The following is a 14,102-nucleotide window of genomic DNA, read 5'->3' on the forward strand; positions in this document are numbered from 1 at the left end:
GGGAGGGCCCGGACGGGGAGGCGGCGGGCCCCGGCGCCGTGTTGGATGGTGGGATGACCGTCGGCCCCCTCGTCCCGCCGCGGTCCGCCGACGGCGTGGCAAGGTCTGGCCGAAATACGCCGTCCGCGCGGGCCGTTACGGGGCCCGGGGACGTCCGGAGGGGCACGGAGCCCGCCGCGATCCGCACGGCGGCGTGACCCGCCGCCGGGGAGGAAGCAGGACCATGACAGCCGACGCCGCTCAGCCGATCCGGGTTCTCGTCGCCGAGGACCAGTCCTCCGTACGGGCCGGTCTGGTGCTCATCCTGCGCTCCGCCCCGGACATCGAGGTCGTCGGCGAGGCGGAGGACGGCGCGGAGGCGGTCCGTCTCGCCCGCGAGCTGCGCCCCGCCCTCGTCCTGATGGACATCCAGATGCCCCGCCTCGACGGGGTCTCCGCCACCCGCCAGGTGGTCTCCGAGCGGCTGGCGGACGTGCTGGTGCTGACCACCTTCGACCTGGACGAGTACGTCTTCGGGGCGCTGCGGGCGGGCGCCGCCGGCTTTCTGCTCAAGGACAGCGACGCGGCCGACCTGCTCACCGCGGTGCGCACGGTGGCGTCCGGTGAGGGGCTGATCGCACCGGCGGTGACCCGGCGGCTGATCGCGGAGTTCGCCAGCCCGCGGACCGCGGAACGCCCGGGGCGGGACGGTCCTGGACCGGACCGGGCGGTCCTGGACCCGCTGACCCCGCGCGAGCGGGAGGTGCTGGGATGTCTGGGGCGGGGGCTGTCGAACGCCGACATCGCGCTACGGCTGGCGATGGCGGAGGCCACCGTGAAGACCCATGTCAGCCGGCTGCTGGCCAAGCTGGATCTGCGCAGCCGGGTGCAGGCGGCCGTACTGGCACAGGAGTTGGGCGTGGACGGGCCCGCGGACAGGCCCTAGGTTTCACGCGACATTGACGCGCTGGCCGGGCGGTGCCGCCTCCAGCCAGGCGAGGAAGCCGGTCAGCGCGTCCTCGCTCATCGCCAGTTCCAGGCGGGTGCCACGGTGCCGGCAGGCCAGTACGAGGGAGTCGGAGAGCAGTGCCAGCTCCTCCTCCCCCTGGGGAGTGCGGCGCTCCAGGACCTCGATGGCGGAGCGCTCCAGGATGTGGCGGGGCCGGGGCCCGTACGAGAACACCCGGAACCACTCGATCCGGTCTCCGTTGTAGCGGGACACGCCGTAGATCCAGCCCTTGCCGCCGGCTTCGCTCTCCGCGACGTTCCAGCGCAGACTGCAGTCGAAGGTGCCGCCGGACCGCTGGATGAGCCGCCGCCGCAGCCCGAAGACGAACAACCCCAGCAGCACCAGCAGCACGACGATGCCGCTCACAAGCAGAGCGAGGAACATCTCGACCGACCTCCTCGCCTCGATGGGGGTCCCCCCACGCCGGTCGAGCGCGAGGGACGGAAACGCACCTGCATTGCCTCAGCCGCGGGCCGCTCCGGACACGTCCGGGCAGCCCGCGGCTGAGGTTCGATCTCGCCGGTGGCGGGGCTCAGTGAACGCCCGTCACCGCACGCAGCCGGACATCGGCGCGACGCTCGGCGGCCGCGTCAGCGTCCGACTTCGCTCGCTCCAGGGCCCGCTCCGCGCGCTGGACATCGATCTCGTCCGACAGCTCGGCGATCTCCGCGAGCAGAGACAGCTTGTTGTCGGCGAAGGAGATGAAGCCGCCGTGCACCGCGGCGACGACGGTGCCGTCCCCGCTCTCGCCGGTCGTACGAATCGTCACCGGGCCCGACTGCAGCACGCCGAGCAGCGGCTGGTGTCCGGGCATGACGCCGATGTCGCCCGACGAGGTGCGCGCGACGACCAGGCTGGCCTCGCCGGACCAGACCTGACGGTCCGCGGCGACCAACTCGACGTGCAGCTCAGCCACGATGGCTCCTCGGGTCTCCACCTGCCTGGCTCGGCAGATGTTGGGTCAAATACTAGTGGTCGTACGGGCCGGGGGCGGCCAGGGCCGCCCCCGGGACCGGTGCCGGGGTCAGGAGACGCCCAGCTCCTTGGCATTGGCCTTCAGGTCCTCGATGCCACCGCACATGAAGAACGCCTGCTCGGGGAAGTGGTCGTAGTCGCCGTCCGCGATCGCGTTGAACGCGGTGATCGACTCGTCGAGCGAGACGTCCGAGCCGTCGACACCGGTGAACTGCTTCGCCACGTGGGTGTTCTGCGACAGGAACCGCTCGATACGACGGGCGCGGTGGACGGTGAGCTTGTCCTCCTCGCCGAGCTCGTCGATACCCAGAATCGCGATGATGTCCTGGAGGTCCTTGTACTTCTGCAGGATCGTCTTGACGCGCGAGGCGCAGTCGTAGTGCTCCTGCGTGATGTAGCGGGGGTCCAGGATGCGGGACGTCGAGTCCAGCGGGTCGACCGCCGGGTAGATGCCCTTCTCCGAGATCGGGCGCGACAGAACGGTGGTCGCGTCCAGGTGGGCGAAGGTGGTGGCCGGCGCCGGGTCGGTCAGGTCGTCCGCGGGGACGTAGATCGCCTGCATCGAGGTGATCGAGTGACCACGGGTCGAGGTGATGCGCTCCTGGAGGAGACCCATCTCGTCGGCCAGGTTCGGCTGGTAACCCACCGCGGAGGGCATACGGCCGAGCAGGGTCGACACCTCGGAACCCGCCTGGGTGTACCGGAAGATGTTGTCGATGAAGAAGAGCACGTCCTGCTTCTGCACATCGCGGAAGTACTCCGCCATGGTCAGACCGGCCAGGGCGACGCGGAGACGGGTGCCCGGGGGCTCGTCCATCTGACCGAAGACCAGCGCGGTCTTGTCGATGACGCCGGACTCCGTCATCTCCTCGATGAGGTCGTTGCCCTCACGGGTGCGCTCACCGACACCGGCGAACACCGACACACCGTCGTGGTTGTTGGCCACGCGGTAGATCATTTCCTGGATCAGAACGGTCTTGCCGACACCGGCACCACCGAACAGACCGATCTTGCCGCCCTTGACGTACGGGGTCAGCAGGTCGATGACCTTGACGCCGGTCTCGAACATCTCGGTCTTGGACTCGAGCTGGTCGAAGGTCGGGGCCTTGCGGTGGATGGGCCAGCGCTCGGTGACCTCGACCGTGGACGGGTCCACGTTCAGGATCTCGCCGAGGGTGTTGAACACCTTGCCCTTGGTGACGTCGCCGACCGGGACGGTGATCCCGGCGCCGGTGTCGGTCACCGCGGCCTGGCGGACCAGACCGTCGGTGGGCTGCATCGAGATCGCACGGACCAGGCCCTCGCCCAGGTGCTGGGCGACCTCGAGGGTCAGGATCTTCCTGGCCCCGGCCTCGGCCGGGTCGGAGACCTCGACGGTCAGCGCGTTGTAGATCTCCGGCATCGCGTCGACGGGGAACTCCACGTCGACGACCGGGCCGATGACCCGGGCGACGCGGCCCGTGGCGGCGGCCGTCTCAACAGTGGTCGTCATTACTTGTCACTCCCCGCGGTCGCGTCGGCCAGGGCGCTGGCGCCACCGACGATCTCGCTGATTTCCTGGGTGATTTCGGCCTGTCGGGCCGCGTTGGCAAGCCGCGAGAGCGACTTGATGAGCTCTTCTGCGTTGTCGGTCGCCGACTTCATCGCACGACGCGTGGCGGCGTGCTTGGAGGCGGCGGCCTGCAGGAGTGCGTTGTAGATCCGCGACTCGACGTACCGCGGAAGCAGGGCGTCGAGGACGTCCTCGGCCGACGGCTCGAAGTCGAACAGCGGAAGGATCTCGCCCTTGGCCGTCTCCTCCGACTCCGCCACCGTCTTGTCGAGGCTGAGCGGCAGCAGCCGGTCGTCGATCGCGGTCTGCGTCATCATCGAGACGAACTCGGTGGTGACGATGTGGAGTTCGTCCACCCCGCCCTCGGCGGTGTCCTGCTGGACAGCGTCGATCAGCGGTGCGGCGATCGCCTTGGCGTCCGCGTACGTCGGGTTGTCGGTGAAACCGGTCCACGACTCCACGACCTTGCGCTCGCGGAAGCTGTAGTACGACACACCCTTGCGCCCGACGATGTAGGCGTCGACCTCCTTGCCCTCGGCCTTGAGCCGCTCGGTGAGCAGCTCGCCGGCCTTGAGGACGTTGGAGGAGTAGCCGCCGGCCAGACCGCGGTCGCTCGTGATGAGCAGCACCGCGGCCCGCGAGGGCTGCTCCGCCTCCGTCGTCAGCGGGTGCTGGGTGTTCGAGCCCGTGGCAACCGCTGTCACCGCGCGGGTCAGTTCACTCGCGTACGGCGTCGACGCCGCCACCTGGCGCTGCGCCTTGACGACGCGCGAGGCGGCGATCATCTCCATCGCCTTGGTGATCTTCTTGGTCGCGGTGACGGAGCGGATGCGACGCTTGTAGACCCGGAGCTTGGCTCCCATGGATCAGGTCCCTTCCGTCGTCACTTGCTGGTGCCGGCCGGGGCGTCCTCGCCGAGCAGCTTGCCGTCCGAGGTCTCGAACTGCCGCTTGAAGCCTTCGACGGCCTCGGAGATCGCGCCGATGGTGTCGTCGGACATCTTGCCGCCCTCGACGATGCTGGTCAGGAGGTCCTTCTTCTCCCGGTGCAGGTGGTCGAGGAGCTCCCGCTCGAAGCGGCGGATGTCCTCGACCGGCACGTCGTCCATCTTGCCGTTGGTGCCGGCCCAGATGGAGATGACCTGGTCCTCGGTGGAGTACGGGGCGTACTGACCCTGCTTGAGCAGCTCGGTCATCCGCTTGCCGCGCTCCAGCTGCGCCTTGGAGGCCGCGTCCAGGTCGGAACCGAAGGCGGCGAACGCCTCCAGCTCGCGGTACTGGGCGAGGTCCACACGGAGGCGGCCGGAGACCTGCTTCATGGCCTTGTGCTGGGCGGAGCCACCGACACGGGAGACCGAGATACCGACGTTCAGCGCCGGGCGCTGGCCCGCGTTGAACAGGTCCGACTCCAGGAAGCACTGGCCGTCGGTGATGGAGATGACGTTGGTCGGAATGAACGCCGACACGTCGTTCGCCTTGGTCTCGACGATCGGGAGGCCGGTCATCGAGCCGGCGCCCATCTCGTCGGAGAGCTTGGCGCAGCGCTCCAGCAGACGCGAGTGCAGGTAGAAGACGTCGCCCGGGTAGGCCTCACGGCCCGGCGGACGGCGCAGCAGCAGGGACACGGCGCGGTAGGCGTCGGCCTGCTTCGAGAGGTCGTCGAAGATGATCAGGACGTGCTTGCCGTCGTACATCCAGTGCTGGCCGATGGCCGAGCCGGTGTAGGGCGCCAGGTACTTGAAGCCCGCCGGGTCGGACGCCGGGGCGGCGACGATGGTGGTGTACTCCAGGGCACCGGCCTCCTCCAGCGCGCCGCGCACGGACGCGATGGTGGAGCCCTTCTGGCCGACGGCGACGTAGATGCAGCGGACCTGCTTCTTCGGGTCGCCCGAGCGCCAGTTGTCGCGCTGGTTGATGATCGTGTCAACGGCCAGGGCGGTCTTGCCGGTCTGGCGGTCACCAATGATCAGCTGACGCTGGCCACGGCCGATCGGCACCATGGAGTCGACGGCCTTGTAGCCGGTCTCCATGGGCTCGTGGACCGACTTACGGACCATGACGCCCGGAGCCTGCAGCTCCAGGGCGCGGCGGCCCTCGGACTCGATCTCGCCGAGGCCGTCGATCGGGTTGCCCAGCGGGTCGACGACGCGGCCGAGGTAGCCCTCGCCCACGGCGACCGAGAGCACCTCACCGGTGCGCTGCACCGGCTGGCCCTCCTCGATGCCGCTGAACTCACCGAGGACCACCGCACCGATCTCGCGCTCTTCCAGGTTCAGCGCAAGACCGAGCGTGCCGTCCTCGAACTTCAGCAGCTCGTTCGCCATCGCCGAGGGAAGGCCCTCGACCTTCGCGATGCCGTCTCCGGCCTCGCTTACCGTGCCGACCTCCTCGCGCGAGGCCGCGTCCGGCTTGTACGCCTGGACGAAGTTCTCCAGCGCGTCCCGGATCTCCTCCGGCCGGATCGTGAGCTCCGCCATCTGGGTTCCCTGCTCTCCTTGTTGGGCCCGAAGTTACTTGCGGGTGTCCGGGGGTCTGTCCCCCGGGGGGTTTCCGCTTACGGCCCAACTCGGGCCGCCGTCATGCTTGTGCTGGTCCCCGGGACTTCCTCCGGACCGCAGCCGGACCTCGTGGTCCGGCCGGCTGGTCCGGCGTGGCCGCCGGTTGTGCAGCTCTTGAGTTGGTGTGGCTGGGTCAGCCGGCCATCCGCCGGTCCGCCTCTTCGAGGCGTGCCGCGATGGTCCCGTTGATGACCTCGTCGCCGATCCGGACCTGGACTCCGCCGAGGACCTCGGGGTCCACGTCGAGGTTCAGGTGGACCTGCCGTCCGTACAGCTGCGCCAGGGAAGCGCCCAGGCGCTGCCGCTGCCCTTCACTGAGGGGCACCGCGGAGGTGACGACCGCGACCATCCGGTCCCGGCGGCTCGCCGCCAGCTTGGAGAGGGCGTCGAGCCCCGCTTCCAGGCTACGGCCCCGCGGCTGTACGACAAGACGGATCACGATGCGCTCGGTGACCGGGTTGGCCCGGCCGCCCAGCAGCGCACGCAGCAGCTCCGTCTTGGCCGCGACCGTCGCGTTCCGGTCGGTCAGCGCACCGCGCAGCTCGCCGTTGGAGCCGACGATCCGGCCGAACCGGAAGAGCTCGTCCTCGACGTCGTCGAGCTGGCCGGCCCGCTGTGCGGCGACCAGGTCGGCGCTGTAGGCCAGCTCCTCGAGCGCGTCCGTCAGGTCACGCGAACCCGACCAGCGGGCCCGGACCATGCCGGACACCAGGTCGGCGGCCGGGCCGCCCACCTTGCTGCCCAGCAGGCGTCCGACCAGTTCGGCGCGCGCCTCGGCGGCCTGCGCCGGGTCGGTCAGGACCCGACGCAGCGACACCTCGCGGTCGAGCAGAGCGGTGACGGCAGCCAGCTCCTCGGCGAGCTTCGCGGCGTCGACGGAGGTGTCGTCCGTCAGCGCGTTGAACTGCTCGCGTGCGGAGGCGAGTGCCTCGCGGCTCGCTCCGTTCATCGTCCGGCCTCAGCCTTCGTCGCGTCCGACGCCGCCTTGGCCTCGACGTCGTCGAGGAAGCGGTCGATGGTCCGGCTCTGCCGGGCGTGGTCCTCGAGGGACTCCCCGACGAGCTTGCCGGCCAGGTCGACGGCGAGCTTGCCCACGTCCTGGCGCAGCGACTGCGCGGCCTGCTTCCGGTCCGCCTCGATCTGGGCGTGACCGGCAGCGATGATCTCCTCACGCTGCCGCTGGCCCTCGGCGCGCATCTCAGCGATGAGCGTCGCGCCCTGCTCCTGCGCCTCCTGGCGCAGACGCGCGGCCTCGTGGCGGGCGTCGGCCAGCTGTGCCCGGTAGTCCGCGAGCACCTGCTGAGCCTCGGCCTGAGTCGCCTCGGCGTCGTCCATCCGGCCTTCGATGAGCTTCCTGCGCTCGTCCAGAACCTTGTTGATGTTCGGGAGGAGCTTCTTGGCCAGAATGCCGAAGACGATGAAGAAAGCGATCAGGCCGATGACCAGCTCTGGAATCGGCGGGACCAGGGGGTTCTCGGGAACCTCCGCCGCCATGTTCACCAGGGCGTTCACATCAGTGCCTTCCGTCTGAATGGATAGTCGATGGTTCGTTTACTGGTAAACGAAGCCCATGACGATGCCGATCAGGGCGAGCGCCTCACAGAAGGCGAAACCCATGATCTGGTTGGTGCGGATCAGGCCGGCAGCCTCGGGCTGACGGGCCAGGGCCTGGGTGCCGTTACCGAAGATGATGCCGACGCCGACGCCGGGGCCGATCGCGGCGAGGCCGTAACCGATGGAGGCGACGTTGCCGACGACGTTGGTCCTGGCGGAGCCGGCGGCGAGGTTGACCATTTCGAGAGCAGCGGACATGCCGTTACTTCCTTCTCATTTCACGGACCGATGGGGGTTGGCCACCGGACAGCTGTTGGGCTGGGAGGCGAGGGTGCTCAGTGGTGCTCGGCGAGCGCGCCCTGGACGTAGTTGCAGGCCAGGAGGACGAAGACATACGCCTGGACGGCCTGGATGAAGAGCTCGAAGGCGGTCATCACGATGGTCATCACGAAGGATGCGCTCGCGTAGACGATGCCGATGCCGTTCAGCAGGTACCAGCTGGCAAGGGTGAACAGCAGGATCAGCAGGTGACCGGCGAACATGTTCGCGAACAGTCGGACCGCGTGCGTGAACGGGCGGATGATCAGGTGCTGGAGCAGCTCAAGCACCATGATCAGCGGCAGCACCCAGCCGAGCGACTTGTCGTAACCCGTGATGTTCTTCAGGCCGCCGACGAAGCCCTGCTTCTTGAACGTCAGGCTCAGCCAGAGGACGTAGACCACCAGGGCCAGGCCCATCGGGAAGGCGATGACCGACGTCACCGGGAACGCCATGACCGGGATGATGGACCAGATGTTCATGATCCACACGAAGAAGAACAGCGAGACCATGAAGGGGACGTACTTGTCGCCCTCCTTCTTCCCCAGCGCGTCATAGACGAGCCCGCGGCGCACGAAGTCGTAGCCCGCCTCGCCGATCATCTGCAGCTTGCCCGGGACCACCTTGGCCCGGCCGAATGCGGCCCAGAAGAACCACACCACGACGATCGTGCTGAGGAACGCCAGCAGCATCGGCTTGTTGAACTCGTAGCCGCCGACGGTGAACAGGGGCTTGAAGACGAACGAATGAAGGCCCGGGGCCTCGAAGCCACAGCCGGAAAAGATGTGGCAGTCGGTCTCGAAGGCGAGCATCGTTTCAGCACTCACCGCGAGCTCCTTCAGCGTGGCGCATGGGTACGGCAACCTCGTTGTGTCGGCGCGGCGTTGAGCCACGGAGCGGCACTGGACTGGTCTTACGGATTAGGGGGCGGCGGGCGGGCGCTGGGCCCTGCCACATCACAGGCATCGGCCGCGAGAACCGCCCGTTCCATCGAGTGGAACTCGGGAGCTCAGCCGCCTGCGCCAACTGTGCCGCAGTTGGCACCGGACGATAGCAGGCCCGCAAGAGGGCATTTATCTCGGCCCTACGTGTCACGTCGGCGACCCCGCCGTCTCCGCCTTCTTCGATTCGGCGGAGTCGGGTTCCACGTACAGAATCTTCGCCTTCATGTGACCGCGGGTCTGTGCCGCGATCCACACGAGGGTGGCGCCGAGCAGGGTGAACGCAAATGCCTTGGTGTCGAAGAGCGTGGTGTTCTTGAACGCGATCAGGAAGACCGCCACGAAGAGGATCTGCACCGTGTACAGCAGCAGGCCCATCATCTGGAACAACTGCGGGTGGTTCTTCGCGGTCTTCTGCAGCACCACGAGGCCGGCCCCCATGACGAGCACCACCAGCGCGGTGCCGATGACGGCGCCGAGCGCTCCCGGCACACCCGCGACGACACCGCTCACGGCAACGGCGACAGCGCCGATGGCAAGGGTGGGCACAACGGCGTGAAGGAGTAGTCGGGCGTCATTCGACTGCATGGCGGCGCTCCGGCAAAAGATGTGGGGTGTGTCGTCATGGACGAGCGTAGACCCGGCCTGAGGTGGAACCTGCGGCCCAAGGACAGTCGCACTACGGCCCTTCGGCTCTGTACGCCGGGTTTCGTGAACGGTATCACAAACTATTTGATGAGGTCTTTACCTGGTTCGTGTGGACCCTGTCACACCTGAGCGTGAACGTGCGCGTTGGTGCACTGACGGGCCGCCTTATGTCTGGTATGGGGTCAACCATCCCGATTCCTGCTGCACGTTCGGGCGATCGAACCTCTGGATCAGCGGTGACTGTCCGCCTTACGGCGTCCCACGAAGCGTGAGCGGTCCCCGATCGCGGTGGCGCCGTGGAGGCCCGCGGGGACCGGCTCGCGCTCCTCCTCGGGCTCCCCGTCGCGCTCGTCGTCCGTCCCCGCGGCCGAGGCGTCCGCCGTCGTGGCCGTCGCCGCGGCGGGAGCGACCCGGCGGTAGCGCGGCGGCACCATCCACTCCGCCCAGAGGGGCGCCCGCGGCGTGAAGCGCGGCAGCAGGAGCAGCACCAGGCCCACCGCGCTCAGCAGGACGATGCCGAGCACGATCCACATGCTGGCGTTGTTCGCGGAGTAGGCGACCGCGCCGAAGGCGATCAGCGCCGACCAGAAGTACATGATCAGCACGGCCCGGCTGTGCGAGTGCCCGATCTCCAGCAGCCGGTGGTGCAGATGGCCGCGGTCGGCGGCGAACGGCGACTGGCCCTTCCACGTACGGCGCACGATGGCCAGGATCAGGTCGGCGACCGGCACCGCGATGACCGTCAGCGGCAGCAGCAGCGGGATGTAGACCGGCACCATCGCGTGGGTCGCCTCACGCAGGCCGCCCGCCTTCAGGTTGAGCAGGTCCGGGTCGACCTGGCCGGTCACCGAGACCGCGCCCGCGGCCATGACCAGGCCGATCAGCATCGAGCCCGAGTCGCCCATGAAGATCCGCGCCGGGTGCATGTTGTGCGGCAGGAAGCCGAGGCACATGCCCATCAGAACGACCGAGAACAGCGTTGCGGGCGCGGCCGCCTCGATGCCGTAGCCGAACCACATCCGGTACGCGTACATGAAGAACGCCGCGGCCGCGATGCACACCATGCCGGAGGCGAGGCCGTCCAGGCCGTCCACGAAGTTGACGGCGTTGATGGTGATCACGACGAGTGCGACGGTCAGCAGGGTGCCCTGCATCGGGGTGAGGGAGACCGTGCCGACGCCGGGGATCGGAATCCAGAGGATCGTCAGGCCCTGAAGGACCATCACGCCCGCGGCGATCATCTGGCCGCCGAGCTTGACCAGCGCGTCCACGCCCCACTTGTCGTCCAGGACGCCGAGAATCCAGATCAGTGCGGCGCCGGAGAGCAGCGCCCGTGGCTCGTTGGAGCTCTCGAAGACGCTCTTGAGGTTGGTCAGGTGCGAGGCGACCAGCAGGCCGGCGCACAGCCCGCCGAACATCGCGATGCCGCCGAGTCGTGGCGTCGGCTCGCGGTGTACGTCACGCGCGCGGATCTCCGGCATCGCCCCGGCCGCGATCGCGAACTTCCGCACCGGGCCGGTCAGCAGGTAGGTCACCGCGGCCGTGACGCACAGCGTCAGCAGGTATTCACGCACGGGCTGCCCCATTGGTATAGCTGGCCATCACAGCCCCACACCCTATGCGGGTCAGCCCCCTGGCCGTGAATACAGGGAGAGACGCCTGGCGCCGGCGGATGGTTCCCGCCGTCATCCGTGATCGGGATAAGGCGGAAAGCCGTGGACCAAAGCGGCGGTGCGGGAGCGGACCGCGCCGTGCTCCGCCAGCGCGTCCACGATCAGCCCGGCGACCGCCTTCATCTCGGCCTCGCCCATCCCCTGGGTCGTCACCGCCGCGGTGCCCAGCCGGATGCCGGTGCGGCGGGTGGCGAGGACGTCGGGGGTCTCGGCGCACGGCAGCGCGCAGGTGTCCAGCACGATGCCGGCGGCGGCCAGCCGGCCCCGTGCGGTGCGGGCGTCCAGGCCGAGCGGGGCGGTGTCGGCGGTGATCAGATGGGTGTCGGTACCGCCGGTGGTGATCGTCAGACCGTGTCCGGCGAGCGCCTCGGCGAGCGCGCGGGCGTTGGCCGTGACCTGATGGGCGTACGCGCCGAAGGCGGGTGTGGCGGCCTCTCCGAAGGCCACGGCCTTGGCGGCGACGGCGTTCATCTGTGCGCCCCCCTGGGTGAAGGGGAACACCGCGCGGTCGATCCGCTCGGCCAGCTTCGCGCCGCACAGGATCAGTCCGCCGCGCGGCCCGCGCAGCACCTTGTGTGTGGTTCCGCACACCACATCGGCGTACGGGACGGGGCTGGGCGCCGCTCCCCCGGCGATCAGCCCCAGGGGGTGGGCGACATCCGCGATCAGGTAGGCGCCGGTCTCGTCGGCGATGTCACGGAAGGCCGCGTAGTCGAGGTGGCGGGGGTAGGAGATCGAGCCGCAGACGATGGCCTTGGGCCGGCGGGCGCGGGCCAGGTCGCGGATCGCGTCGTAGTCGAGGAGCCCGGTCTCCTCGTCGACGCCGTAGCCGGCGAAGTCGAACCAGCGGCCGGAGAAGTTGGCGGGCGAGCCGTGGGTGAGGTGTCCGCCGTGCGGGAGGGACATGGCCAGGACGGTGTCTCCGGGGCGCAGCAGGGCGGCGTAGGCGGCCAGAACGGCCGAAGACCCGGAGTGGGCCTGGACGTTGGCGTGTTCGGCGCCGAAGAGGGCCTTGGCGCGTTCCACCGCGATCCGCTCGGCGAGGTCGACGATCTCGCAGCCGCCGTGGTGCCGGGCGCCCGGATAGCCCTCGGCGTATTTGTTGCCCAGCGGGGAGCCGAGGGCGGCGAGGACGGCCGGTGAGGTGAAGTTCTCCGCGGCGATCAGCTGCAGTCCGTCGCTCTGCCGGGCGCTCTCCCCGAGCAGTACGCCGGCGATCTCCGGGTCCTGGCGCAGCAGCGCGGTGAAATCCGGGGAGCCGGCCGGCCGGGTGCCGGCCTCACGGGCGGCGGCCCGCGCCCGGTCCTCGACGGTTTCGGCCCGCCCGGCACCGGAGGCCGGCGCGGTGGCCTGGGAACGGGTGTCCGGGGTCTCGCTACGGGGTGACGCGGTGGTGGCAGGCATCGCTTGCTCCGGGCCTCGTACGGGGACGTAGTCCCAATGTAGGCGCGGCAGTGCGATCGGGCGCGGTGTGCGGGCCGCTCGGGGGCCCCGGATGCCGTCCCCGGGGCCCGGACGGCGGCTCGGGGCTCTAGGCCCGTGCCGGGACCCCGGTGAGGGCGGTGACGACCGGGTCGAGCGCCTGGTTGATCTCGTCGCCGATGGAGCGGAAGAAGGTGATGGGGGCGCCGTAGGGGTCGTAGACCTCGTCGGACTCCGGGTTGGGTGCCAGCAGCCAGCCGCGCAGCGCGGCGGCGGCGCCGACCAGCGCGCGGGCGCGCTCGACCAGCCCGCCGTCCGGCAGGCCGGGATCGGGCTCGGGCAGCGTGGCCGGGTCTATGGCCCGCACCAGCCGGTTGAACTCCTTCAGCGTGAAGGTGCGCAGCCCCGCCGAGTGGCCCATCGAGATGACCTGGGCACGGTGGTCGCGGGTGGCGGTGAGCACCAGGTCGGCGCGGATGACGTGCTCGTCGAGCAGCTCACGGCCGAGGAAACCGGCCGGGTCGGCGCCGTAGTCGGAGAGCACGGTGGCGGCGTGCGTCTCCATCGGGGCGCCCTCGTGGCCCCATGTCCCGGCGCTCTCCACGAGCAGCCCGCCGCTGCGTGCCGCGCCGAGCCGCAGTTCCAGGGCATGGCGGTGCAGCCGCTCGGTGATCGGCGAGCGGCACACGTTGCCGGTGCTGACGTGGAGAATCCGAAAAGGGGACGGCGGAGGTACCGGGTTGTCGTCGCCTGGTCCCGCTATGCCACGCCCCAGGGGCGCCATCAATTGGCCACCTCGAGCTCGGGTACCACCTTGCGCAGTTCCTCCGCGCTGATCGCGCCCTCGCGCAGCAGCACCGGAGTGCGGCCGGTGACATCGACGATCGAGGACGGTACGGCGGCGGGCGTGGGCCCGCCGTCCAGGTAGACGGAGACCGAGTCGCCCAGCATCTCCTGTGCGGCGTCGCAGTCCTGCGGGGACGGGTGGCCGGTGAGGTTGGCGCTGGAGACCGCCATCGGGCCGAACTCGGTGAGCAGCTCGATCGCGACCGGGTGCAGCGGCATCCGCACGGCGACCGTGCCCCGGGTCTCGCCCAGGTCCCAGGTCAGCGACGGCTGGTGCTTGGCGACGAGGGTGAGCGCGCCGGGCCAGAAGGCGTCGACCAGCTCCCAGGCCTGCTCGGAGAAGTCGGTGACCAGGCCGTGCAGGGTGTTGGGGGACCCGACGAGGACCGGGGAGGGCATACCGCGGCCGCGGCCCTTGGCCTCCAGCAGGTCGCCGACGGCCTCGGCGCTGAAGGCGTCCGCGCCGATGCCGTAGACGGTGTCGGTCGGCAGCACGACCAGCTCACCGCGGCGGACGGCCGAGGCGGCCTCGCGCAGACCGGTGGTGCGGTCGGTCGCGTCGCTGCAGTCGTATCGCCGTGCCATTACGGGACCTCCTCGTGCGAAACGAATACTTCGTATGCATCGG

The 14,102-nt window shown here is 69.6% G+C and carries 15 protein-coding genes; 1 reads left to right on the forward strand and 14 read right to left on the reverse strand.

Features of this window, described 5'->3' with window-relative positions; all coding sequences use genetic code 11:
* Positions 1-223 precede the first annotated feature (223 nt).
* The gene (locus ACWC9R_RS22265; protein WP_450733912.1) at positions 224-925 is read left to right on the forward strand and encodes a response regulator; all 702 of its coding nucleotides are present in this window, start codon (positions 224-226) and stop codon (positions 923-925) included.
* 3 nt (positions 926-928) lie between these two features.
* Here ACWC9R_RS22265 and ACWC9R_RS22270 read toward each other — a convergent pair whose 3' ends face one another.
* The 14 genes from ACWC9R_RS22270 to ACWC9R_RS22335 form a co-directional block, all read right to left on the reverse strand.
* Positions 929-1,372, reverse strand: coding sequence for a DUF2550 domain-containing protein (locus ACWC9R_RS22270; protein WP_362611566.1), 444 nt, complete (start codon positions 1,370-1,372; stop codon positions 929-931).
* A gap of 148 nt (positions 1,373-1,520) precedes the next feature.
* Positions 1,521-1,904 carry a F0F1 ATP synthase subunit epsilon gene (locus ACWC9R_RS22275; protein WP_018087383.1) on the reverse strand — a complete coding sequence of 128 codons (384 nt, stop codon included), beginning with the start codon at positions 1,902-1,904 and terminating at the stop codon, positions 1,521-1,523.
* Positions 1,905-2,012: 108 nt separating this feature from the next.
* Positions 2,013-3,455, reverse strand: a complete 1,443-nt coding sequence (gene atpD, locus ACWC9R_RS22280; protein WP_450733914.1) for a F0F1 ATP synthase subunit beta — start codon at positions 3,453-3,455, stop codon at positions 2,013-2,015.
* Positions 3,455-4,378: a F0F1 ATP synthase subunit gamma gene (locus ACWC9R_RS22285; protein WP_450733915.1), complete on the reverse strand. Its 924-nt coding sequence runs from the start codon at positions 4,376-4,378 to the stop codon at positions 3,455-3,457. The genes atpD and ACWC9R_RS22285 overlap by 1 nt, the downstream gene beginning before the upstream one ends.
* A 20-nt stretch (positions 4,379-4,398) precedes the next feature.
* Positions 4,399-5,991, reverse strand: a complete 1,593-nt coding sequence (gene atpA / locus ACWC9R_RS22290; protein ID WP_450733917.1) for a F0F1 ATP synthase subunit alpha — start codon at positions 5,989-5,991, stop codon at positions 4,399-4,401.
* A 214-nt stretch (positions 5,992-6,205) separates the two neighbouring features.
* Entirely contained in the window at positions 6,206-7,021 is an 816-nt protein-coding gene (locus ACWC9R_RS22295; protein WP_450733918.1) for a F0F1 ATP synthase subunit delta, read from the reverse strand.
* Positions 7,018-7,584 carry a F0F1 ATP synthase subunit B gene (locus ACWC9R_RS22300; protein ID WP_393362485.1) on the reverse strand — a complete coding sequence of 189 codons (567 nt, stop codon included), beginning with the start codon at positions 7,582-7,584 and terminating at the stop codon, positions 7,018-7,020. Before ACWC9R_RS22300 ends, ACWC9R_RS22295 begins: the two co-directional genes overlap by 4 nt.
* Positions 7,585-7,623: 39 nt before the next feature.
* Positions 7,624-7,884 (reverse strand): ATP synthase F0 subunit C, encoded by a 261-nt coding sequence (gene atpE / locus ACWC9R_RS22305; RefSeq protein ID WP_168481387.1) that lies wholly within the window; start codon positions 7,882-7,884, stop codon positions 7,624-7,626.
* A 77-nt stretch (positions 7,885-7,961) separates the two neighbouring features.
* Positions 7,962-8,756 (reverse strand): F0F1 ATP synthase subunit A, encoded by a 795-nt coding sequence (gene atpB / locus ACWC9R_RS22310; RefSeq protein ID WP_450733940.1) that lies wholly within the window; start codon positions 8,754-8,756, stop codon positions 7,962-7,964.
* Between the two features lie 279 nt (positions 8,757-9,035).
* A complete protein-coding gene (locus ACWC9R_RS22315) occupies positions 9,036-9,473 on the reverse strand; it encodes a hypothetical protein (RefSeq protein ID WP_450733919.1) in 438 nt (145 codons plus the stop codon).
* A 290-nt stretch (positions 9,474-9,763) separates the two neighbouring features.
* The gene (locus ACWC9R_RS22320) at positions 9,764-11,119 is read right to left on the reverse strand and encodes an MraY family glycosyltransferase (protein ID WP_450733921.1); all 1,356 of its coding nucleotides are present in this window, start codon (positions 11,117-11,119) and stop codon (positions 9,764-9,766) included.
* 99 nt (positions 11,120-11,218) lie between these two features.
* Positions 11,219-12,610, reverse strand: a complete 1,392-nt coding sequence (locus tag ACWC9R_RS22325; RefSeq protein WP_450733923.1) for a serine hydroxymethyltransferase — start codon at positions 12,608-12,610, stop codon at positions 11,219-11,221.
* 127 nt (positions 12,611-12,737) lie between these two features.
* Positions 12,738-13,415, reverse strand: coding sequence for an arsenate reductase/protein-tyrosine-phosphatase family protein (locus tag ACWC9R_RS22330; RefSeq protein ID WP_393362495.1), 678 nt, complete (start codon positions 13,413-13,415; stop codon positions 12,738-12,740).
* On the reverse strand, positions 13,412-14,059 hold the full coding sequence (locus ACWC9R_RS22335) for an L-threonylcarbamoyladenylate synthase (protein WP_398826690.1): 648 nt from the start codon (positions 14,057-14,059) through the stop codon (positions 13,412-13,414). The genes ACWC9R_RS22330 and ACWC9R_RS22335 overlap by 4 nt, the downstream gene beginning before the upstream one ends.
* Positions 14,060-14,102 lie beyond the last annotated feature (43 nt).

The sequence above is a fragment of the Streptomyces sp. NPDC001219 genome (genome assembly GCF_053597915.1).